Source organism: Microbulbifer sp. TYP-18, from assembly GCF_040932045.1.
Lineage (GTDB): Bacteria > Pseudomonadota > Gammaproteobacteria > Pseudomonadales > Cellvibrionaceae > Microbulbifer.
In genome coordinates, this window is sequence record NZ_JBFRBC010000003.1 from 1 (window position 1) to 22,291 (window position 22,291).

Consider the following 22,291-nt stretch of genomic DNA (forward strand, 5'->3'; position numbering starts at 1 on the left):
TGATAGTGTATTCGGCTTCGGCGAAGGTCAGTTGGCTCATGATTGAATCTGTGTATGTTGGAAATGGGGTAAATTATGCCAGACTGAAGCAGTTTTTCAGAGGTTCCCTAGCTATTCGAGTAGCCTGCCTTTGAGATACAGTTCTTCCAAAACCACCTGATTTCCAAAGAGCTTGGTTGTTGGGTTCCATATGAAATATCTCATGCGCAACTGTATCTAAAGCAATCTCAAATGTTTCGGCCCCACCTCTGAAGACGGTAGCCCCAGTGTAGTTATATATATCCATCTCTGCCAACCTATCATCAGCTACTACATCAACAAACTTAAAACTCAACGCCTTGTTATCAAGTCCGCCTTCTAGATTATCAATAAATTTAAATTCTTCCGGCAGAACTCCTTTTTCATATAGCCTCCTAAATTCTTCCTGCGCAAGCTTCAAATTGGCTTCTTCAAGCGCAGCTTGACTTTCTGAATTTTTTGAGACTTCTTCTTTTGCTGGACCACGACTTTTTTCAAACCCACCCATCACATGCCGGGCCGCAGCGCCCAACAGCCCTCCGGCAAAACCATCCTTAAACCGCCCGCCCAGAGCCTTGCCCGCCACACCTCCGGTCAGACCACCGGCCAGATAATGGCCGGCCACGCCCAGCGAATTGGAGAGACTGGCGCCAAGGGCGCCTCCGATCCCGGAGGTGACCATCCCCACCGCAAAGCCCATAATCACATCCCCCAGGGGCGCCCCGTTGGCCAGACTGATGGCGACATTTAGCCCTGCCATTTCCTTAAAATAAACTCCGGCGGCGGCCGGTGAGGCGACGACGGCGATGGCGATACCAACGACAGTGGAGAGTCCGGGTATCGCGTTGATGAGTTTCCCGACCGCCTGAAGCTGGCGCTTGACGCTTTTAACGACGCCCTTAACCACTTTCTTTACGCCTTGCCAGACCTTTTTACCAGTTTTCTAATTCTTAAAAAATTCCACGGAAATCTGTCGAATTTGAGGATTACTTACATTAAAAATATCCCAAGCCGACCTCACTAGTTATGATATTTTATCAAACAACCATAAAAAAATAGAAAGCCATAAAACAATCACGACTGTAACGATTTTAATATATATTGAAATTCTTGAGCTAAAAACAGTAAAAACTACCAGCAGAAGCGATACTCCTGCAAGCATGAGATGCGCAGTTGTCATTTGGTTAAAAAAATTTGTCGATCTATATAAAAGAATATAAATCAAATTCTCTATTTCAGCATTTGATTTAGAAAATAACTCTAGATTATTCTTCAGCTGGAACACATCTAAATTAATTCTAGAGATTCTATCACACCAAGCTTTGACAAGCGCAGAAAATAAGGCGGAAAGAATCGATATAATCGGCAAGCATAACTGCTGAAAGTTAATACCTCTTTTAAAAGCTTCAAAATTCATTATAAAAATCCTGCATATTTTATTCTCCGTATCTAATTTTTACTTTCTGAGCTTTCAGATGTATTCTCTCGTGCATTGGACCATATCCTATATCATTAGGAATATAGGTATCTTCAAAATTAGTTCGGATTATTCCCCACGTTCCAGATGCACGATGGCCCAATTCGTGAGCGACTGTACCAACAAAGCTTTCTTTCGATGCATAAGCCCTGGCTAATCGAATTTTTAATGACCAAGGAGCAGTATCTCCAGCATTGGAATTAACGAATTCAGATAATCCATCAAATGTAATATTTGGGTTTTCCAATGAGGTATTGTTCAGTAATTCGGGAGAATCCTGTGAAATAAATTTCATAGCATCATTCAAGTCTTGTTGATTTACGGCTTCTAAACTCGAACACGCATTTTCATCCCCACCTTCACACGCTCTCCATAACTTCCAGGTTCCACCCTCATTATCGACCTCAACATTCTGATCCTCTGATACATGCTCAAACCCATCGATCACATGCCGGGCCGCAGCGCCCAACAGCCCTCCGGCAAAACCATCCTTAAACCGCCCGCCCAGAGCCTTGGCCGCCACACCTCCGGCCAGACCACCGGCCAGATAATGGCCGGCCACGCCCAGCGAATTGGAGAGACTGGCGCCAAGGGCGCCTCCGATCCCGGAGGTGACCATCCCCACCGCAAAGCCCATAATCACATCCCCCAGGGGCGCCCCGTTGGCCAGACTGATGGCGACATTTAGCCCTGCCATTTCCTTAAAATAAACTCCGGCGGCGGCCGGTGAGGCGACGACGGCGATGGCGATACCAACGACAGTGGAGAGTCCGGGTATCGCGTTGATGAGTTTCCCGACCGCCTGAAGCTGGCGCTTGACGCTTTTAACGACGCCCTTAACCACTTTCTTTACGCCTTGCCAGACCTTTTTTACCAGTTTTTTGAGCTTCTTGAACAGCTTTTTAAAGAAATAACCGCTGGGATCGGTATAGCTCAGGGGGTTGTTGAGTACATAGCTGTATCGGTTCAGCGCCTGGAGGTTGCTTAGGTCCTGAACAAAGGGGTCGGCGCTGAGAAAGCGCCCGATTTCAGCATCGTATACCCGGCCGTTCATATGGATGAGACCCACGCCATCCAATTGCTCGTGGCCGGTAAAGCTCTTGTTGGTGATGGCGGAGGCCAGGTCCCAGGGATTGAGGGTCAGGTTGTCTTTCTCATAAGACGTCATGCTGGCCCAGGGTTTGTTGAGCAGCTGTTCCAGTTTTGCCAGGCTGGGCGCCCGGCGCTTGCCCCAGGCATCGAAACTGAACTCCTCCAGCAGGTTCATCTGCGCATCGGTGATTGCGGTGATGGATCCCAGGTGGTCTTTGTGCAGGTAGCCGGTATCAGTTGTACCAGGGCTGCTGGTGCTGCGGTCACTGACGGTGACAATCACCGATCCACCGATAAAGTGGCGCTCCTCGACCGCGCCACCGGGTTTTTCCACCTTTTCGTAAAGACCCCCGATATAGGTTGTGGTGGTGGTGTTGCTACCCTCCTGGTCGATGCGCTGATAGCGGCTGCGACCGGGTCCGTATTTGATGGCGGTGCTTTTATTTCCCTTACTAATCAGAGTGGGCTTGTCGAAATAACTGTACTGGATGGTGCGGCCATCACCACTGGTCATATTGCCATTGGCATCGTAGCAGTAGCTGCTGGCTTTGGGGGCGCTGATGGTGGTGACCGCGTGGGGTCCGGCCCGTCTACCGCAGGTGGTGCCGCCGTAGCTGTAGTTGCCCACTCCGGTTTTGCTGAGGATATTGCCCAGGGCGTCATAGGTGACTTGGGTCAGGCGGATATCACCATTGCCGAAGTCGCTGTTGCTGCTGCGCAGGCGGTTGAGATTGTCGTATGTAAAGTTTTCGCTGAAGTTTTGCAGGTAGTCGTTACGCTGGGTCAGGTTGCCGACGGCATCAAAATCAAACTCCAGATACTGCACACTGGGACTGCCGACATCCAGTGGCCGGTAGGTGCCTATACCTTTGACAGCTTTGGAAGTTTCTGCACAACTCAAAGTCAGTGGATATCAGCAAAGCTTCCGGGACTCTTCACTTAATGTGAAATTTCAAAATCTGAATTCTTCGCCCTTGCCACCCCCCCTTTTGTACATCATCTATAAACGGTTTGAACAGCCCACCCGTCTATGGTTTTATGCACTTCAACTTTATCACCTTCATATTTGCCATCTGATCGGAAAGTAAGTTCGGTGATTTTATCTGACACTATACTCGGTCTGCTCAAGCCTAGTGAAACTCTATAGTCTAATTTCTCTTGAGGGTTAAATCTGACATATCTAAATCTCCTCCCTTCAATACCCGACCCTGGTATTGATTGAAGCAATTTAATGGACACCAACTCATCTAGTGACCTTGGCAAGTCATTTTTTTGTTCTTTGTATAACTCTATTGCTTTTACAATTTCATTCCCCGATGCAACAGCTTGTTTAAGTTTATTTTCATCTACTTCAGCTTCATTACAAGCTGAAAGATTTAAAACCAGAATACTGATGGAAAAAGCTATCACTAATCTATGAAATATCATCATTAATTACCTATCGGGTTATTGCAACCGCAACTATGCCTGCTTACAGCATCTGAAAAGGGCACATTTCGAGCACCATCGACCGTAATCGCAATGTCATAATATGAGTCTTTAAAATAGTTTACGCTAAACGTGCTATATCGATCCCCAGTAACACTAACACCAAGTGCATGAAGGAAATTTTTTCCTGTGTACTGAAAAAATTGTCCAATTTCGCCGAGTGTTCTCAAGGTTCCCACTAGCCCCGGTGAACCTACATATTTTCCGTATTGATAAGCCGCTTCTTCATGAGCGTAAGCATTGTAACCAGCCTCGTGGGGCTGATCGGTATCAAAAGCTCTTTCTTGCAGTTCACCAATTTTATCTATATCCCCTGCACGCTTTAACTTATCAAGGAATCCATCCTTTTGTGCACCATCTTCACCGGCCTGATCTTGCCCACCTTCCTGCTCTGCAGGCTCCTGTTTAAACCCACCCATCACATGCCGGGCGGCAGCACCCAACAGCCCTCCGGCAAAACCATCCTTAAACCGTCCACCCAGAGCCTTGGCCGGCCACGCCCAGCGAGTTGAATATACTTGATTTGCTCCCTGAATACCTCTGTTCGGCTGGCAGGATGTTGGTAACAATTTTATCAGCAGCCAGATAGGCATCCTATTGATACAACTGCAACACTTACTGCCTGTGCATCAACTCTATTTCACCATCTTCTTTCATAATCGCTTCAATATTCTTAAGATTGGAAGATTTGTAATTTTTGGGAAACAACCAAGCTTGCATATCAAATAAAATTTTAGAATCATTTACAGGAAATTCGATAGTATTCTCTGAATCAACCGTGTAGCTTTGGATAAATTGATCGCTACTAGTTAAAATTTCTCTTTTCCCATAGACACTATCCGTTTTAGTAACATAAAACATCGTACGGTCGGATTCCCCTGACCACTCCACCGCTGTCACCTTCACAATCCAAAATTCATATAAGTTAGCTCCTATCTTTGTTCTATCTAAGTTCAAAATTTCATAGTTAATTCCTCTAGCTTTAACCGCAAATCTAGCTAGATAAACGTCAGTCTCAACCCAAGGATCAACCCAAAGTTGAACACCCCATTCATCAATCAATTTTTTAAAAATAGCTTCTTTTCCTCTTTGTGAGAAAGTTCGTATACCTTCCTCGATCACCCACACCGAAGCTTGCTTTAGGCTTTCTATCGACTTCTGCTTATAAAATTCGTCATCTTTCATGTCGCTATTACCAGAAGCTGTGACTAACGTAAAAATAACCAGGAATAATTTTTTAACTATGCAATTCATTACGTTAATTCCCCCATTTCAAATAAGGATCAACGTCTGCTAGTTTGTGTGCCGAGGCATTGCTAGGGCCGTAGAAATTAAACGTTCCTCCATACCTATTAGAAACATCAATAGTTCCACTACGACGATTATATACGCCTTCTAGATGCCCTCCAGGCCCAACCCATTTGGAATTACTAGCTGGATTATGAAATAAACTTTTAAAAAAACCTAGCTTTCTAAATCCTGCAGCCTGAGCAGCAGCACTAGTTTGGGGGACATTGGAATTCAATATACGTCGATAGATCGTATGCAGATTTTTATTCGCTAATAATTGTTCGTTTGCATACTGGGGATCGCTGAAAAGGCGTTGGATTTGATCAAGTGTGAGCGTTTCACCAGTCTGTGCCTCGTAAAGTGCAATAGAGTCCTCAACCGTCATCCCTGTAGTATCTTGAAATCGCTCCTCAAAACTCTGTTGCGCATCAGCTTCACCGGCCTGATCTTGCCCACCTTCCTGCCCTGCAGGCTCCTGTTTAAACCCACCCATCACATGCCGGGCGGCAGCACCCAGCAGCCCTCCGGCAAAACCATCCTTAAACCGCCCGCCCAGGGCCTTGGCCGCCACACCTCCGGCCAGGCCACCGGCCAGATAATGGCCGGCCACGCCCAGCGAATTGGAGAGACTGGCGCCAAGGGCGCCCCCGATTCCGGAGGTGACCATCCCCACCGCAAAGCCCATAATCACATCCCCCAGGGGCGCCCCGTTGGCCAGACTGATGGCGACATTTAGCCCTGCCATTACCTTAAAATAAACTCCGGCGGCGGCCGGTGAAGCTACAACGGCGATGGCGATACCGACGACAGTGGAGAGTCCGGGTATCGCGTTGATGAGTTTCCCGACCGCCTGAAGCTGGCGCTTGACGCTTTTGACGACGCCCTTAACCACTTTCTTTACACCTTGCCAGACCTTTTTTACCAGTTTTTTGAGCTTCTTGAACAGCTTTTTAAAGAAATAACCGCCGGGATCGGTATAGCTCAGGGGGTTGTTGAGTACATAGCTGTATCGGTTCAGGGCCTGGAGGTTGCTTAGGTCCTGAACAAAGGGGTCGGCGCTGAGAAAGCGCCCGATTTCAGCATCGTATACCCGGCCGTTCATATGGATGAGACCCACGCCATCCAATTGTTCGTGGCCGGTAAAGCCCTTGTTGGTGATGGCGGAGGCCAGGTCCCAGGAGTTGAGGGTCAGGTTGTCTTTCTCATAAGACGTCATGCTGGCCCAGGGTTTGTTGAGCAGCTGTTCCAGTTTTGCCAGGCTGGGCGCCCGGCGCTTGCCCCAGGCATCGAAACTGAACTCCTCCACCAGATTCATTTGTTCGTCGGTGATTGCGGTGATGGATCCCAGGTGGTCTTTGTGCAGGTAGCGGGTATGAGTTGTACCAGGGCTGCTGGTGCTGCGGTCACTGACGGTGACAACCACCGATCCACCGATAAAGTGGCGCTCCTCGACCGCGCCACCGGGTTTTTCCACCTTTTCGTAAAGACCCCCGATATAGGTTGTGGTGGTGGTGTTGCTGCCCTCCTGGTCGATGCGCTGATAGCGGCTGCGACCGGGTCCGTATTTGATGGCGGTGCTTTTATTTCCCTTGCTAATCAGAGTGGGCTTGTCGAAATAACTGTACTGGATGGTGCGGCCATCACCACTGGTCATATTGCCATTGGCATCGTAGCAGTAGCTGCTGGCTTTGGGGGCGCTGATGGTGGTGACCGCGTGGGGTCCGGCCCGTCTACCACAGGTGGTGCCGCCGTAGCTGTAGTTGCCCACTCCGGTTTTGCTGAGGATATTGCCCAGAGCGTCATAGGTGACTTGGGTCAGGCGGATATCACCATTGCCGAAGTCGCTGTTGCTGCTGCGCAGGCGGTTGAGATTGTCGTATGTAAAGTTTTCGCTGAAGTTTTGCAGATAATCGTTGCGCTGGGTCAGGTTGCCGACCGCATCAAAATCAAACTCCAGATACTGCACGCTGGGACTGCCGGCATCCAGTGGCCGGTAAGTGCCGATACCTTCGACACGGCCGGTAACGGCATCGTAAACCCGGAATGTATTCAGGCCGTTGCCGAGGTTTTCCTCCAGTACATTGCCGCGGGCATCGGTTTGGGCAACCCTGTAGTAGGTCTGGTTGCTGGCGGCATTTTTGATTTCCACCGGAAAGCCGGCGGTATTGTAGAGCGTTTTCACCCGCAGGGGATTAGTTGCACCCGGGTATGTGACTGTCTCGGGTCGATGCAGGGTGTCGTACTGGGTTTTGACCTTATAGGTTTCCCCGGCAACCACCCGCTGGGTTTCGATTACACGGCTGTAGTGGTCATAAATATGGGTTTCCTGGTAATCGGAATGACCAATAACACGGTGCAACTTGCCCAGCCCATTGCCCGGCGCTGTGTCGTATATCCAGGTGGCTGTCTGGCTGCCCGAACCCGGGTTGGTGCAGCCGGCGCTGGCATTACTGGCTAGACCCAGCCCGGCGGGCAGGCCACCCTTGTAGTTGTCCACCCGCTTCACCATGCGGCCAAGGAGATCATAGGCGTTACAGGTGACTTCGCCCCTGGCATTGGTTTGGGTGAGCAGTTCACCCAAACCATTGTAGGTGTAACGCCAGATCCCCTTGTCGGGGTCGTCCATGGAATCCTTTCGACCCAGGGGATCGTAATCGATGCGGGTAACGTGACCGACGGCATCGGTGACCGAAGTCATACTGCCGGAACTGTCATACCGGTATGTGATGCGCTGGCCCGCATTGTCCCTGACTTCAATCAGGTTGCCCAGTCCATCGCGAATTTCTATTTTTTCCTGGTTAAGGCCGTGAATGTCGTTGCGGGAGGTCCGGGTCAAGCCGCTATAAGCTACCGTATCCACCTGGCCATCGGCATCCGTCGACCGGATTACCCGACCCAGCGCATCGTATTCGATGCTGGTGGGGTATTCCGGTTCCCCATCAAAGTGCGGCTCGGAAACACTGTGATTGTAACCCAGCGCGTTGTAGCCATTGCTCACATGGGCAAAGCGTCCATCGAGCGTTTGTGTGCTCCGCTTGACCTCCCGCCCCAGCTGATCAATAAAAACCCGGCTGGCGGCCCCGGTATCGGAGGATTTGGTAATACCATACACTGCCCCAGTGGGACACAGCCCCTGCATATCGTCACACCACTGGAAGCTGGTGCGGTTGCTGACCGGGGAATCGGAGCCGTGGGCACTGGTGACGGTCGTGGTTCGGCCAAAGCTGTCGTAGCTGTAGTGGGTAGCGACCTGGTTACTGTCGGTGGTTGTTTTCACCATCCCCGCGTTGATATGACCATCGGGATAATAACTGCTGGCCACGCTATGTCCGAGGGGATTGGTGGCGCTGACCACAAACCGGCCGGTGGAGTCGAAAACAACCGTACTCTGCCGCGTCGCGAAGTCCGGGCCGGTGACGCGGGTGCGCCGATGGTTGCCAAAGGCGTCTATATCCTCGTAACGGGTTTCATTCAAGACAGCTTCCGTATCCAGGTGCAGTATTTTTTCGCGAAGCCCTTTGCCGGTATTGGTGTCGTAAGTCCAGGCGGACTTGCGCGTGTGGGCGGCTTTGCCGGTGGCCTGGGAGCTGACCGTGGTTTTTTCCAGCATGCCCAGTATCCAGCGGTTACCGGAATTGTTGATATAGCGATTCGTGGTATCGGTATTGCGCAACAGTTGCCCGGCACTGTCGTAGTTTGCTGTGGTGAGGCCTGTCAGGTTGTCGAAGTTATCATAGCTATAGTTGTTGGCCTCCCGGTGCAGGAAGCTATTGTTCAGATCACGCTTAGTGACTTCGGTACTTTTCAGTTGGGTACGATAGCGCCGGTTAGCACCGGAACCCTGCTTGATCACATTCCATTGATTTGAAGTGAAAGACAGCTCCGCGCCATTGCCCGCTATGGTTACGACCTGATCAATGGTGCCATGTTTGTGAGTGCTATACTCCTGGTTGAAGGAAGTGGTTGTGGTAATACCCGTGTTGTCGTTTTTTGTTGTCATCAACTTAAAACCCAGGCTGCCCAAACCGGCAGCGTGGACCTTAAGCCCCGTATAGGTATAACTGCTAGGGCCTGTTAACACTAATTTTGATAAAATCTGCGTTTATGGAAATCACAAAATCGCAGTTCAAAATTATCGAACACCTGCTGCCTTTACAGCGGGGCAACGTCAAAATACCGAATATCCAGGTCATAAACGCTGTTTTGTACGTGGCTGAGCATGGTTGTAAGTGGCGAGGGCTGCCTGAGCACTTTGGTAATTGGCACAGCATCTACACCCGTGTAAATCGCTGGGCTAAAAATGGTGTATTGGATCATGTCTTTGGTGTCCTTCAAGATGCCGATGTGATCAACATTCAAGTGGATGAAGTTTCTCTGGACAGTACGATCATTCAAGTCCATCCAGACGGCACAGGCGCATTAAAAAAACGGCCCACAAGCCATTGGAGAATCAAGAGGTGGATGGTCAACTAAGATTCACATGGTAGCGGCAGATGACCGCACTGCGCTGACCTTTTCCTTGTCCCCCGGTCAATCTGGCGATGCACCAGAGGGCCGTAACTTGCTGAAGAGGCTAGAAAACTGCGGTTGGGAAGGTGCCAGCGTCATCATGGATAAGGCCTACGAAGGCAATGACACTCGACAACTCGTTTTGGATTTAGGTATGACGCCTGTCGTACCTCCGAAGGTCAATCGACTGACACCTTGGGAGTACGACAAAGAGATGTATAAAAAGCGAAATGAAGTAGAGCGTCTGTTTCGCCGCTTGAAAGGTTTCCGAAGAATATTTAGTCGATTTGACAAGTTGGATGTCGTTTTTAAGTTCTTCATCAACTTTTCACTGATCGCTGACCGGCTAATTAGTGTTAACAGGCCCTAGNCAAGCCATTGGAAAATCAAGAGGTGGATGGTCAACTAAGATTCACATGGTAGCGGCAGATGACCGCACTGCGCTGACCTTTTCCTTGTCCCCCGGTCAATCTGGCGATGCGCCAGAGGGCCGTAACTTGCTGAAAAGGCTAGAAAACTGCGGTTGGGAAGGTGCCAGCGTCATCATGGATAAGGCCTACGAAGGCAATGATACTCGACAACTCGTTTTGGATTTAGGTATGACGCCTGTCGTACCTCCGAAGGTCAATCGACTGATACCTTGGGAGTACGACAAAGAGATGTATAAAAAGCGAAATGAAGTAGAGCGTCTGTTTCGCCGCTTGAAAGGTTTCCGAAGAATATTTAGTCGATTTGATAAGTTGGATGTCGTTTTTAAGTTCTTCATCAACTTTTCACTGATCGCTGACCGGCTAATTAGTGTTAACAGGCCCTAGAAAAAAGTAGCGTTATTACACACCCTCTGTTGACACNACTTGCTGAAGAGGCTAGAAAACTGCGGTTGGGAAGGTGCCAGCGTCATCATGGATAAGGCCTACGAAGGCAATGACACTCGACAACTCGTTTTGGATTTAGGTATGACGCCTGTCGTACCTCCGAAGGTCAATCGACTGACACCTTGGGAGTACGACAAAGAGATGTATAAAAAGCGAAATGAAGTAGAGCGTCTGTTTCGCCGCTTGAAAGGTTTCCGAAGAATATTTAGTCGATTTGACAAGTTGGATGTCGTTTTTAAGTTCTTCATCAACTTTTCACTGATCGCTGACCGGCTAATTAGTGTTAACAGGCCCTAGTGCAACAGGTGGCTTGATGCCGAAAATACCTGATTTGGTCTTTTTATGCCAAGACATTTCCTCGGTCAATTGCTGAATTTATCCACAACGCGCTGTATATAACTGACTAGTGATAGTGGTAAAGTTGCAACCGTTGGGGAAATATTGCGGGATAAGGCCGTTCTTATTTTCGCCTAATTCACGATCCCAGGAACTATAGGGATGCGCAAAGTAGAAATTGGTATCGAGTGCCTCGGCAATGACTTGGTGACAGGGAAATTCCCTGCCGTTGTCGGAGGTGATGGTATGGACATGACCCGCCCAAGGTCAGAGCAGCGTTATCACCGCGTCCTTGGCACCTTTGGTCTGTGGCGGGTAATTTGGCGATGAGTGCCAACCGCGATTTGCACTCTGTCAGTGAAACGATGACTTGCTTGTGATGCTTACCAATAATGGTATCGAGTTCCCAGTCACCAAGGCGGGTACAGTGCTCTACAATCTTCGGGCGCTCTTGATAGGTACCGAGATCCGGTGTGAGGAATATGGCCTCCGATCATAGCTGCCGTAATGTTTCCGGCGGGCTTCTAACAACGCAGATGGCGATGAGGTGTACCTCCCTGGCGTTTTTCTTCAAGTGCGTACAGGTAGATCCATTCGTGGCTGGTATAAACCTGTTCCTCCTGAGCCACCAAAAGCTAATTTGCTCGGGGCTCCAGCCCTCACGTAGCAGCCACTCAACCCGGTGCCAACTATCGGTGCGGGGCTGCCCCTTGGCCTAGCGGCGTATAATCGCTCACTGCTTGGCCCGTTTGGACCGATAACCTTTCAAGCCGCGGTTGCGCCTTGATTCCCGACTGACTGTGGACTTTTGAACGCAATGAAAACGACGATCGCTGTCTGGCTAAGTTCGGCTTTCATTAGGGCGTAAATTTGGTATCGTTATTCTTGGGTAAGCTGTGTGTAGTGTCTCATCTGTGCTTCTCACTCTTGCGGGAACGAAAAGCGGAGATGCTATCGAAACTTGCTCTTCATTCCGGCCGATTGAGTTGCATTTACTCGTTGAATCTAGGAAATAATAATGAGTGCTATTATTAGAATAAAGTGCTATGCAAAATATCTGTGACAAAAGTAAAAGATAAAAATGGCTGTAGCAGAAATGCCACAGCCAGTCATAAAAAATTGATGATGTTTAGAAACCTTTGTAGAGGCTAAATCCCACAATGCGCGGGTCCAAGGTAAATACATTAGTACTTAGGCCCGTATCATCACTATTGGTAAAGAAATCAGTAATGGGTGTATCATCAAATACGTTCTTGACGTATAGCTGCATTTCCAGATTCCATACCGGCTGAATAAAGCTCGCTGATATATTAAGATTACTCCAGTCCTCTAGTCGATCATACTCGGTATTGTAAACCCGGGCATAGCTTTCGGACTGGCGGTAATAGTCCGCACGCAGCTTTAATTCCCAATCACGTACCGGAATCTTATGTTCGAGTCCAAGATTAGTAGTAAAGCGTGGTGCATTGGGCAGCTCGTTACCACTTAAGTCAGCAGTAAAACCTCTACCGCCGTTGGGTGCGTCGTTTAGTGGATTATATGAATAACCTAGATTATAAATTAAATCCAGGCGCCTAAATACGCCCTCTACGTCTTCTGAATATGCACCCCCGCGTAATGATCCAGCGCAAACCTGGCTGAGATCGGCACTTGAAACTCCAGCATTAAGAAGATCTTCAATTAACTGGCGTGGCGCAATACAGTTGGAAGGTACCTGAATATTGGGGCGTACCAATATCCAGTCTTCATTGCCTTGGGTGCGGTCCATTACATCAATAGATTCTTCACCATCAGCGATCCGAGTTTTTAAATAGCCAAGATTAAAATCCAGGCGAGTATTTGGGGTTAACTGCCAGGCGCTTTCCAGCTCAAGTCCCCAGGTTTCGGTATCGAAATTTTCGTTAAAGGAAATCCGATCGACAATCTGTGAGACCTGGTAATCCTCATAGTCATAGTAGAAGGCAGTGGCATTGAGAGTCAGACTGCCATCCATCAGAATATTCTTAGCCCCCAATTCAAAGGCATTAACAAACTCTGGTTTAAAAGTATTGGCTAATGGCTGATATTGCACTACTCTCGGGTCGATATCCACCCGCGGTGGATTACTTCCGCCCCCCTTGTAGCCGTGGGCGTAGGAGGCATAAAATAGTGTCTCATCGGTAAAGGGGGTATCAGCGCGCCAATCCAGCACCAGCCGGCCCGTATATTCCTGCCATTCCTGCTCGATGTCTTCGCCCCGAGGATAGCCGCGCCGAACTTTGCCTCCCGAAGCGCCACCGGGTTGTTCTCCCGTAATGGTATTAATTTCCGTACCCAGTAATAATTGGCTGGGGACGGGCGTAGCGGTTTTCTTATCTTCGGTATAACGTAGACCGGCAGTAAGCTTGACGTCGTCTGTCATCTGCCAATAAATTTCACCAAACAGGGCGCGGGAGCGGGTCTTGACCAGGTTGCGGCTTAAAAAGTAGTTATGACCTTCGTCATCGACCTCCTCCAGGGAGTTATAGTCCACATAGAAGCATTCTTTGGTAACGGTTTCATCGCAGGGGCCTCCGGTAAGAGGCTTCCAAAAGTCGTCAAACCCCAACACTTCGTCTTTTTCAAAATGGACGTTATAAATCATCTCAGCGATATAGGTGAAGGTATTGTTAAAGACGTAGTAGTCATCCTGGGATTCAAAATCCAGCGTATTGGCACCCAATGAAAAATTAAAAGGGCCATCGAAGGAAGATTGCAGGCGTAACTCATGGCTCATCTGGCGGTTATCGGATTGGCTGATATCCACTGCGATCATACGGTCGGAAGGACCTAACTGCGGATCGGTATAGATACCTCCTGGAGTGGGGCCGGGTTCAATACGTGGACGGCCGAATAAACCAATCAGACCTTCGGAGTCGTTAAAGATGGGATCAGAAACGTAGCGATTGTAGTCCTGAGAACTATAGTAGTCGTCCTTGGCATAGGTGGATTGGGTAAAAAGACGCAGGGAATCTCCTAATGCCAGCTCTAAATTTAATTGCGCCACATCGTTTTCAGCGCGAAAAACCGGATCGTAGCTAGTATTGATCTCGCGCAAATCTCGGGATTGCTCGACGCTACCATAAGGGTCAACCCCAGTTTTTATAAATGGAACCAGCAAGCCTTCTTCATTGCGCCCGAGTCCCGCAAAAGGTCGGTCGAATACACGAATAAAGGCGAGGCTGTTTCCATTGGGAGCACCAAATGCATCGTTTTCGTATAAGGATCCGGGCAGGCAGCCCTGGCTAAAGCTTGCTTGCAAATTTTCTGGTACCTCTATTTCTCCGACCATATCGAGACCAGGATCGCGCGTGCAAAGTTGCTTGCCGGTGCGGGAGCGACTATCGTCCTCCTCAAAATGCTGCCAGATCAGATTGGCGCTAAAGGCTTCAGAAGGCTGCCATTCCAAAATTGTACGAGTGGAGTAGAGATCCCTGTCATTGACATTATTTTCCGTGAAGGTGTTATAGTCGTATCCGTCTCGCTTGGTCATGGCACCGGAAATGCGCAGTGCCAGACTGTCCCCCATAGGTAGATTGAACATACCGCTGGTACGTCGGGTATTGTAGCTGCCCACCTCCAGCTTGATATCTGATTCAAACTGATCTGAAGGCATTTTCGGTAGCATATTGACTACCCCGGCGGTGGCGTTGCGGCCGTATAGGGTGCCCTGGGGACCACGCAGTACCTCCACTCGCTGGACGTCGAAGAATTCCTGTTCGTAGAGGCGGTTGCGGATCATGGGGGAGTTGTTAAAACTCACTGCCACTGCCGGGTCTGTGCTAGCCGAGATAGCCTTGGTTCCCACACCGCGAATGGAGAAGTTATAGGTACTGAAGTTGGCTTTGGAAAAGTTGACATTGGGCACGACGCGCACCAGTTCGTCGCCGCGCTCGATTTTCAAGTCCTGCATACCGTCGCCGGTGATGGCGGATACGGCGATGGGCACGTCCTGAATGCTTTCCTCGATTTTCTGCGCGGTGACGGTGATCTCCTCGATGGCCTGGCCGCTGGGCGCGTCGGCATCGCTCTGGGCCAGAACCGGCGCGGCGGCCATGGCCAGGCAAGCCATAGCGGCACGGCGCCAGAGGGGCCTGTGGTTCATTTGATTGGCTTGTCGAATCGCCTGCGCGATTAATTTTTGCGGTTTACAAAAATCCAACACCATAATTATGTCTCTCTCTAATTATTTTTCTGTCAGTCAGAAGTTGTTGAGTTCCCGGGCAGGGTGCCGGGTTGGCGGGAGAAATGCTCCCCCTGCCAGGGCCGACTGTGAACACCACTGATAGGCTCGCGACCGCAAGCCGTGCCCCGCTTGGCGGCCGGAAGCGGGTGTTCCTCCGGGCACCGTTAACTAAAGACGTAAAAGAAGCCTTCTCGGGGGGATTGAAGTTATTGATTTTTCGCGATTTTTTGATAATTTCGGTGACTGGTTGGGCAGACTCTATGGTCTGTTTTGGCGCCAAATATTGATCGAATATTTTTTGTGTGATGAGTTCCTGGTCAATTTGTAGAAATTCGCGCCTGTTTTTTTGTGAAAGTTGGTGAAAAGATGTGAGGCCAAGAGGGTTAGACTGGCCACCAAATAGTACATATGTCCAAGTTGGTTTTATCGTGACTCCGGGTACCAGGGCTGAATGAAAGCAGAAAACTAAGGATTGATGCTGTGAAAATCTGGATTTAGTTACCGGTGTCCTTGCCGCTGTCCCAGTGAAGAAATACTGAATAAGGTGTCTTGGCGGAAGAGTGTAAATTTAATCTATATCAAGTGCTTTTGCGTTGAATAAGCTTGAAGGTTCCTGGACTGGTAACAAATTGACTGCGATTTTGGGGTCTGGTCCTAAAATGTCAGCATTAATAGCAATATCAGCAACCGTGCCTCCAAGAAGATCCTGTTAAGAATGGTAGTAGACGGCACCTTGAATCAAGCCTGGGCTTCGCACAATAGCTATCGCCATAAAGATGACACTAACGAGCCCCCTGCGGGCGGTGGTCGCAACCGCGAAGCGAACTTCCACGGTTAAAAGCGCAGTAACGTTACCCGCGAGTCGAAGACGAAAGTGATGCGCGGATGGCCAGGAAAGGCACTGGTTAAAAAGGCCAAGCTGTCCTACGTGGGTCATACTGTGATGGAAAACCGTAACGGTCTGATTGTTAGGGCCTGTTGACATTAGCGGAGTTCGCCCTGTTGTGACAGAGAAGCTGGAAAACGATATTTCCGAATGCTAGGTCCCGTTCGTTGAATTTGGTAAAAAAGGGTGTTTATATTCCCTTTTCCCAAACCAACAAAGGCATGCAGGAATGGAACAGGTCGCCCAGAAACCTGCAAGGACGGAAGAGGTCGCCCGCAGTGGGCACGAGCAGTGGTCTTCGGACATGGTCTTCGTGCTGGCCGCGCTCGGCAGCGCCGTCGGCCTGGGTAATATCTGGCGATTCCCCTATGTTGCGGGGGAGAACGGCGGCGGTGCCTTTATCGCCGTCTACCTGCTATTCGTGCTGGGCATAGGGCTGCCGGCGCTAATCGCAACCATTATGGTTGGTCGCCGCGGGCAGGCGAGTCCCGATCACTGCTTCGAGCGCATTGCCGCCACCGAAGGGCTCAGCCGGCGTTGGCGGCAACTCGGCTGGCTGCTGGTCCTGACCACATTCCTGTTACTGACATTTTTCAGCGTGGTCGCGGGCTGGATCTTCGATTATCTGTTCAAGGCATTGAGCGGCCGCTTTGCCGGCCTGGAAGCAGGCACCTCGGCGGCGCTGTTCGATGCGCTGAAAGCCGACCCGCTGCGCCAGGCCCTGTGGCACGGCGCCTTTATGAGCTGCACGTTAGTGGTGGTTGCGTTCGGCATCCGCCGCGGTATCGAGGTTGCGGTCAAGTGGATGATGCCGGGGCTCGCCCTGCTGCTGGTGGTGCTGGTGGTGCATTCGATGTCGGTCGGCGACGGCGCGGCAGCGGCGCGTTTTCTGTTCCAGCCGGATTTCTCCGAACTCGACGCCGACGTGCTGCTGCTTGCTGTTGGCCAGGCCCTGATCAGCCTCAGCGTCGGCGGTGCGGGCATGGTCGTCTATGGCTCTTACCTGCGGCGCGAAGCATCGATTCCGCGCACCGCGAGCGTTATCGCCGGCGCGGATACCCTGGTCGCACTCCTGACCGGGCTGGTGATATTTCCGATCGTGTTCGCATTCGGTCTCGAACCTTCTGGCGGGCCCGGAATGATCTTCGTAACGCTGCCCGTCGCTTTCGGACAGATCCCGGGAGGCGCGCTCTTCGGCACCCTGTTTTTCGTGCTGTTGCTGCTCGCGGCTCTGACGTCGGCTTTTTCCATGTTCGAGCCGGCCGTCTCCTGGCTTGAACAGCATCGCGGCCTCTCGCGTAAGCGCGCTGCGCTCAGTGCCGGGGCCGTGGCCTGGTTTGTGGGATTGTCGACGGTGTTTTCGTTCAATATCTGGTCCCATGTGCGGCCGCTCGCGTGGATACCGCCCTGGCGGGACATGTCGATTTTCCAGGGACTGGAGCACCTGGTCGCTAATCTCGCCTCGCCACTCGGTGCGCTGCTGGTATCGATTTTCGTCGCCTGGAAGGTTGGTGAGCGGTTGCGCCGCGAAGAGTTCGGCAGCACCGACGGCATGCTGTATCCAACCTGGAGGCTGCTCGCCCGCTACTTTGTGCCGGCCGCTATCGCGGCGATCTTTATCGCCAGCCTTTTCTGAACAAAAATGGAGGCCATATGCCGCTGATCCCCCCTCTCTCCCCCGACGACAATGAAGAAGTCGCCAAGCTCGCCGCCTTCTTCAATGAGACTCTCGGCTTCTGTCCCAACAGCGTCCTCACGATGCAACGGCGCCCGGAGATCGCCAAAGCCTTTATCAATCTCAACAAGGCGGTGATGGAGAACCACGGGCGCGTCACCAGTGGCCTGAAACGAATGATCGGCTATGTCGCCAGCCATGCCGCTGGCTGCCAATACTGCCAGGCCCACACCATCCGGGCCGCCCAGCGTTACGGCGAGCCGGACGAGAAACTCGAGCAGATCTGGGAATACCCCCAAAGCCCGTTGTTTACCGACGCCGAACGCACGGCACTCGACTTCGCCATCGCGGCCTCCTCGGTACCGAACGGTGTCAACGAGGAGATTGACGAACAACTAAGGAAATATTGGGACGATGGCGAAATCGTCGAAATTCTGGCTGTGGTTGCACTGTTTGGTTATCTGAACCGCTGGAACGACTCGATGGGTACGGAGCTGGAGACGCCCGCTGCGAAGTCGGGGCAGCGCTACCTCGCCGAAACGGGTTGGAATCCTGGCAAGCACGGCTGACGCTGCAGGCACTGTGCCCGCTAAAAGGCCCGATCCTCCAGTTGCTCTGCCCAGACATACTCGAGCAAGCGCCGGATCATGCTCTGCTACTGAAAAAAGCGGATAGATCCAGCTGAAAAACTAAGACAAATCAAACCGCTAGTTAATAGAAGATTCATATTTTAACTGAAACATTGGGCTAGGGCGCTTCGAAGCTGTAGATACCACCTCCTAAGGAGTTGAATACGATGCTGGTCCCGTCGCGGGACCACTCAGGGTGGTTTGCGTCATAGGACGGATCGGTGAGGGGTGTGACCACGCCGCCCGAGGCGGGAATCAGAAATACCTGGTAGCTGGAACCACCGCGGTTGGATTCAAACACTATGGAGGCGCCATCCGGCGACCAGTTGGGCGACCGCCCCTGATCGGGGTCGAGCTGGATGGGGCCGGAGGGACTGTCTGGCTCAACGATCCAGATCTGGTTGTGCTGCTGGTTGAAGCTGCCCTGGTTGCCGGCGAAGGCGATCTGGCTGCCATCGGGCGAGACTGTCGGGCGCCCGGCATAGACCTGGGAGGCGTCGGTAACGGCTCCGGCGTAAACCGGGTCTGTGGAACCTGGAGAATAGTCGCTCAGATCGATCACCAGGATAACCGGCGCAGGTCCGCTGGCGGTCTTGGTGTAGTTGACCGCAGCCAGGGCGAAGATACCCTGGTTTTCGTACCAGGAGGGATAGAGGATCTGTGTATAGGGGTCGCCAGACACTATGTCCACCACATTCAGCCGGTAGACCTGATTTGCCGGGTCCGATGGGCTGACGATGTACAGGTAGGATTCACCACCCGCCGTGCCGCTGAAGGCTATCCAGTTGGGGTTCCAGGACCAGTCGGGGCGCGAGGCGTTGACACCGCTGAGGGAGGTAAGGGCTGTAGCGGTGGGGTGGGGGTTCGACTTGGTTGGCGTGGCGACGATCCACAATTGCCCGCTGTCGGTAAAGACGATCTGTGATCCGTCGGTGGAATAAGATGGCCAGGCACCGGTGGGCCAGTTTTGGAAGGGTGTTTTATAGGACATGTTTCCTCTTCCCGGTAATCTGTGATTCTTTTCTTTCAGGATGGTCTGATAAATTGCCTGAGCGTGTGGAGTTTTGGGCTCCTTAACCCATCAACTTGCTGAGTTACCGGGTGAATATACTAAAAACTCTATACATGGAAATACCAGGGGTATACCCAAAAATGGTCGCGTAAAACTCCCTCGGTCTATCCATAACCGTTGCTACGGAGTATCAAGTGCAGTGCAAGATGGCTGCGGAGGGTCGTATGAAAAGGGGGCATTGCGCCCCCTATAACAACATTCCCGATACAAACGCAGGTACTTTAATCCGGCTTTGTTAGATATTAACCTGCATATCAGATTTAGCCAGGCTCAGATATTCAAGCAGCTGACACTGTTGGCCCAGGAAATAATAGCGTTTTCGGACCCTACACCGAACCGGTTGAGTATCCCGGTGCAGCCGCCGATACCAGAACACATGATGGCACAGTCACTCTGGCCATTGCAGTGGTTTGCGCTCCAGTTATGGCCAAGTTCGTGAGCCGTGAGTGCCACACGGGCGGCGAAGTTACTAGTGAATCTGGACTGGGACAGACCGTAACCGATATTGAAATTGCAAACAGCGCTGAGGTATGCGATACCGATCACATTGCCGTCAATATTTTTTCCGGTCATTAAATGGGCTGTATCCCGGGGCACCCCCGCTTGAGTGGTAAGCCACTCATTGCGGAATTGGGAGAGCAGTCCAGTTGGGCTTGTGGAGGAGTAGGGGTCGGCTCCGGTGCGCACTATGATTTGACCGATATTGTACCCAATGTCAGTCTCATTCAGGTAGATCGACTCCACCGCATTCATGACGCTTTCGATATCTGAGACGGTGGCGGCTACAGAACTACCGTTCAGGTTGTAAAACTCGGTATCGGCATCGAACGCGACGTCCGCGAAACGGGTAACCAGGCGGCTCTGCTTCACACTGCCGGGGCCCCCGTGCAGGAAATGCGTAAATGGCTCCTCATCGGCACCGCAGGCCCAATCCCCTGGCAGAATATCGCTGCTGCGATACACCACATGGAGATTAGAGCCTACATTCGCTGCGGCGTCGGATAGTGGCTGTACGGCCCAGATTTCACCGGACATCTGGATCCAGGCCTTGAGCTGGCCCGTTTCACTCAGGGATGCTGCAACACTGGCATCCTTGACTCCCCTCAAACTGCCCTGGTAGGTACGTATGGGCGGCGCTGCCACTTGGCGTTTTACGCCGTTACCGTCGACCGTGTATACCTCCAGGTCGGGGCTGCGCACCGAGTGGGGGGACAGCAACATCTGTACTGGCCTGCCGTCCAATATCAGGTCCACACGCAAATCAGCCGCCCCCGAGCGAGCATCTGAACTGACTTCGGTTCCGATGCGCTGGACACTATACTGATCGAGGTTCAGGTTTACTTTCAAGGTTTCGGACACCGCTGCTTCGAGTTCAGCCTGCACACTTTGCTCGAGCCCCGCCTGTGCAAAGGCGATACTGCTGAAAGCGCCGATTGTTACCAGTGCTATGTATCTTGCCATTTTTATACTTGCTTTTAGCATTTTAATTCCCTCCATATCTTTTGTATTAGTGTTGTTTAAAGCAATTTTTAACTTCTCCCTCCATGAAGCGGACTAGGGGACCAATGGCACAAAGGCCTGACATGACCTGCGACTTCACTATCAACTGCGCAAGAAAACGCCGAATTTCTTCCCGAACTGAATAGGAGCCGCTGCTGCTATGACTGAGCAAGGCATTTGGAGTTGTCGTGCTTTGCGAGTCGAGGTCGGTTGCGTCACTCACCGGAAGTGAGCACTCGGAACTGGCCTCTGTAAGCGGAGGATAAAACAGGGCCGTTCCATAGCCATCGACTGCCAAGTCGGATCTCTCGTACCATTTTAAATTTTTAATGTCAACGAACGATCTGAAAATTTGAAAAGCTGACGGGCTAATTACTTTTAAGCAGTAAACAGGCGCCATTAACAAAAAAAATTCCAAATGCTTATTGCCAGCTAATAGTGGAGTGGCAGAGCGTTCGCAGTCATTGATGGAGACGTTGGGCCCAGCCGAATGGGAAGTTTTCATTCGTGACTACGCTGTGGGTCGATATGAAAAGACATGGGGGTTTTATGTTTGTTCAATTTCGGGGCAAGTCAGCATAGAAAAATTTTTATTATTGGCAGAGTAATATCCAATACGGGAGTTTGCTCAGTCGATTGATGTGGGAGGCACATGCAAAAAAATATGGACGATTCAGAGTAGGGCTGTTGCCGGTTCTGACAATAATCATTGTACTTTTGGCAGACAGTAGTTGCTGGCGAATCATGTAGTGAGAGGAGGGGGAAAAGCCTTATTTGGGTGCATAGCAAAAGGCTGTTACGCACCTGGCAGCCGCCAAATAGGCTTATTCATCAGAAATGACGGGGACTGAACGGTCAACTGGACAATGAACCAATGACTTTTCAGTCATTAAAAGCTGGTAAGTGAGGTAGCCTAAAGTCCTCATAAATAAGTAGGAGATAGAAGGACATAAGAGCGGCCCTAGTCGAATAATTTTTGCAATTTGGGAAAGATTGGCGCGAAAATTATCGCAAAAAATAGAATTTTCATTTATTAAAAAATCCGTTAGCGCTATTCTGGCGCAGTAAACTTTAAGTAATAAAAAATTTATAAGGAAAGGCGGTTGCAGGGCTGATTATTGTGCCATTCGTGGGCAGCCGTGATTGATATTGTAACTTGCTCTATTTCAGCTTTACCTTGTTTCGGAAGCAGGCTCTGAAGATCGAATAGAGCATCAGCACTAACACTTGGGCCCAACAG

General features: G+C 50.8%; 16 protein-coding genes and 1 pseudogene. 5 read left to right on the forward strand and 12 right to left on the reverse strand.

The annotated features are described in order from the left end of the window. Positions 1–73: 73 nt before the first annotated feature. The 7 genes from ABVT36_RS04400 to ABVT36_RS04430 form a co-directional block, all read right to left on the reverse strand. The gene (locus ABVT36_RS04400) at positions 74–925 is read right to left on the reverse strand and encodes a hypothetical protein (RefSeq protein ID WP_368455451.1); all 852 of its coding nucleotides are present in this window, start codon (positions 923–925) and stop codon (positions 74–76) included. A gap of 117 nt (positions 926–1,042) precedes the next feature. Then, positions 1,043–1,435 carry a hypothetical protein gene (locus ABVT36_RS04405; protein WP_368455452.1) on the reverse strand — a complete coding sequence of 131 codons (393 nt, stop codon included), beginning with the start codon at positions 1,433–1,435 and terminating at the stop codon, positions 1,043–1,045. Between the two features lie 19 nt (positions 1,436–1,454). Next, a complete protein-coding gene (locus ABVT36_RS04410) occupies positions 1,455–3,488 on the reverse strand; it encodes an RHS repeat domain-containing protein (protein WP_368455453.1) in 2,034 nt (677 codons plus the stop codon). 95 nt (positions 3,489–3,583) lie between these two features. Beyond that, entirely contained in the window at positions 3,584–4,018 is a 435-nt protein-coding gene (locus tag ABVT36_RS04415; RefSeq protein WP_368455454.1) for a hypothetical protein, read from the reverse strand. Further along, a complete protein-coding gene (locus ABVT36_RS04420) occupies positions 4,018–4,668 on the reverse strand; it encodes a hypothetical protein (protein ID WP_368455455.1) in 651 nt (216 codons plus the stop codon). The genes ABVT36_RS04415 and ABVT36_RS04420 overlap by 1 nt, the downstream gene beginning before the upstream one ends. A gap of 22 nt (positions 4,669–4,690) precedes the next feature. Beyond that, the gene (locus ABVT36_RS04425) at positions 4,691–5,260 is read right to left on the reverse strand and encodes a hypothetical protein (protein WP_368455456.1); all 570 of its coding nucleotides are present in this window, start codon (positions 5,258–5,260) and stop codon (positions 4,691–4,693) included. 73 nt (positions 5,261–5,333) lie between these two features. Then, a complete protein-coding gene (locus ABVT36_RS04430; RefSeq protein WP_368455457.1) occupies positions 5,334–9,365 on the reverse strand; it encodes an RHS repeat domain-containing protein in 4,032 nt (1,343 codons plus the stop codon). A gap of 104 nt (positions 9,366–9,469) precedes the next feature. Here ABVT36_RS04430 and ABVT36_RS04435 point away from each other — a divergent pair. From ABVT36_RS04435 to ABVT36_RS04445, 3 genes and pseudogenes are all read left to right on the forward strand, one after another. Beyond that, a protein-coding gene (locus ABVT36_RS04435; RefSeq protein WP_368455458.1) for an IS5 family transposase occupies positions 9,470–10,244 on the forward strand; the annotation gives its coding sequence in 2 pieces (ribosomal slippage) (positions 9,470–9,789 and positions 9,788–10,244; 777 coding nt in all). Further along, positions 10,237–10,689, forward strand: a pseudogene (locus tag ABVT36_RS04440) (IS5 family transposase); the annotation flags it as partial. The gene ABVT36_RS04435 and the pseudogene ABVT36_RS04440, both read left to right, overlap by 8 nt. Before the next feature lie 39 nt (positions 10,690–10,728). Next, positions 10,729–11,046 carry a transposase gene (locus ABVT36_RS04445; RefSeq protein WP_368455459.1) on the forward strand — a complete coding sequence of 106 codons (318 nt, stop codon included), beginning with the start codon at positions 10,729–10,731 and terminating at the stop codon, positions 11,044–11,046. A 78-nt stretch (positions 11,047–11,124) separates the two neighbouring features. On the opposite strand, the gene ABVT36_RS04450 is transcribed toward ABVT36_RS04445, so the two are convergent. Next, on the reverse strand, positions 11,125–11,328 hold the full coding sequence (locus ABVT36_RS04450; protein ID WP_368455712.1) for a hypothetical protein: 204 nt from the start codon (positions 11,326–11,328) through the stop codon (positions 11,125–11,127). An 886-nt stretch (positions 11,329–12,214) separates the two neighbouring features. Next, positions 12,215–15,271 carry a TonB-dependent receptor gene (locus tag ABVT36_RS04455; RefSeq protein ID WP_368455460.1) on the reverse strand — a complete coding sequence of 1,019 codons (3,057 nt, stop codon included), beginning with the start codon at positions 15,269–15,271 and terminating at the stop codon, positions 12,215–12,217. 1,133 nt (positions 15,272–16,404) lie between these two features. Here ABVT36_RS04455 and ABVT36_RS04460 point away from each other — a divergent pair. Together ABVT36_RS04460 and ABVT36_RS04465 are read left to right on the forward strand one after the other, a co-directional pair. Further along, positions 16,405–17,811, forward strand: a complete 1,407-nt coding sequence (locus tag ABVT36_RS04460) for a sodium-dependent transporter (protein ID WP_368455461.1) — start codon at positions 16,405–16,407, stop codon at positions 17,809–17,811. Positions 17,812–17,828: 17 nt separating this feature from the next. Next, on the forward strand, positions 17,829–18,419 hold the full coding sequence (locus tag ABVT36_RS04465; RefSeq protein WP_368455462.1) for a carboxymuconolactone decarboxylase family protein: 591 nt from the start codon (positions 17,829–17,831) through the stop codon (positions 18,417–18,419). Between the two features lie 178 nt (positions 18,420–18,597). Here the strand turns inward: ABVT36_RS04465 and ABVT36_RS04470 are convergent, their stop codons facing one another. From ABVT36_RS04470 to ABVT36_RS04480, 3 genes are all read right to left on the reverse strand, one after another. Beyond that, positions 18,598–19,470, reverse strand: a complete 873-nt coding sequence (locus ABVT36_RS04470; protein ID WP_368455463.1) for a TolB family protein — start codon at positions 19,468–19,470, stop codon at positions 18,598–18,600. A 351-nt stretch (positions 19,471–19,821) separates the two neighbouring features. Then, positions 19,822–21,012 (reverse strand): M12 family metallo-peptidase, encoded by a 1,191-nt coding sequence (locus ABVT36_RS04475; RefSeq protein WP_367150870.1) that lies wholly within the window; start codon positions 21,010–21,012, stop codon positions 19,822–19,824. A gap of 46 nt (positions 21,013–21,058) precedes the next feature. Further along, positions 21,059–21,556: a hypothetical protein gene (locus ABVT36_RS04480; RefSeq protein ID WP_368455465.1), complete on the reverse strand. Its 498-nt coding sequence runs from the start codon at positions 21,554–21,556 to the stop codon at positions 21,059–21,061. Between the last annotated feature and the right edge of the window lie 735 nt (positions 21,557–22,291).

Bases quoted from the DNA above. Each gene is read 5' to 3' on its own strand.
- ABVT36_RS04405 (WP_368455452.1), bottom strand. From the start codon at position 1,435: ATGAATTTTGAAGCTTTTAAAAGAGGTATTAACTTTCAGCAGTTATGC.
- ABVT36_RS04415 (WP_368455454.1), bottom strand. From the start codon at position 4,018: ATGATGATATTTCATAGATTAGTGATAGCTTTTTCCATCAGTATTCTG.
- ABVT36_RS04420 (WP_368455455.1), bottom strand. From the start codon at position 4,668: ATGCCTATCTGGCTGCTGATAAAATTGTTACCAACATCCTGCCAGCCG.
- ABVT36_RS04425 (WP_368455456.1), bottom strand. From the start codon at position 5,260: ATGAAAGATGACGAATTTTATAAGCAGAAGTCGATAGAAAGCCTAAAG.
- ABVT36_RS04430 (WP_368455457.1), bottom strand. From the start codon at position 9,365: ATGACAACAAAAAACGACAACACGGGTATTACCACAACCACTTCCTTC.
- ABVT36_RS04455 (WP_368455460.1), bottom strand. From the start codon at position 15,271: ATGGTGTTGGATTTTTGTAAACCGCAAAAATTAATCGCGCAGGCGATT.
- ABVT36_RS04460 (WP_368455461.1), top strand. From the start codon at position 16,405: ATGGAACAGGTCGCCCAGAAACCTGCAAGGACGGAAGAGGTCGCCCGC.
- ABVT36_RS04465 (WP_368455462.1), top strand. From the start codon at position 17,829: ATGCCGCTGATCCCCCCTCTCTCCCCCGACGACAATGAAGAAGTCGCC.
- ABVT36_RS04470 (WP_368455463.1), bottom strand. From the start codon at position 19,470: ATGTCCTATAAAACACCCTTCCAAAACTGGCCCACCGGTGCCTGGCCA.
- ABVT36_RS04475 (WP_367150870.1), bottom strand. From the start codon at position 21,012: ATGGCAAGATACATAGCACTGGTAACAATCGGCGCTTTCAGCAGTATC.
- ABVT36_RS04480 (WP_368455465.1), bottom strand. From the start codon at position 21,556: ATGAAAACTTCCCATTCGGCTGGGCCCAACGTCTCCATCAATGACTGC.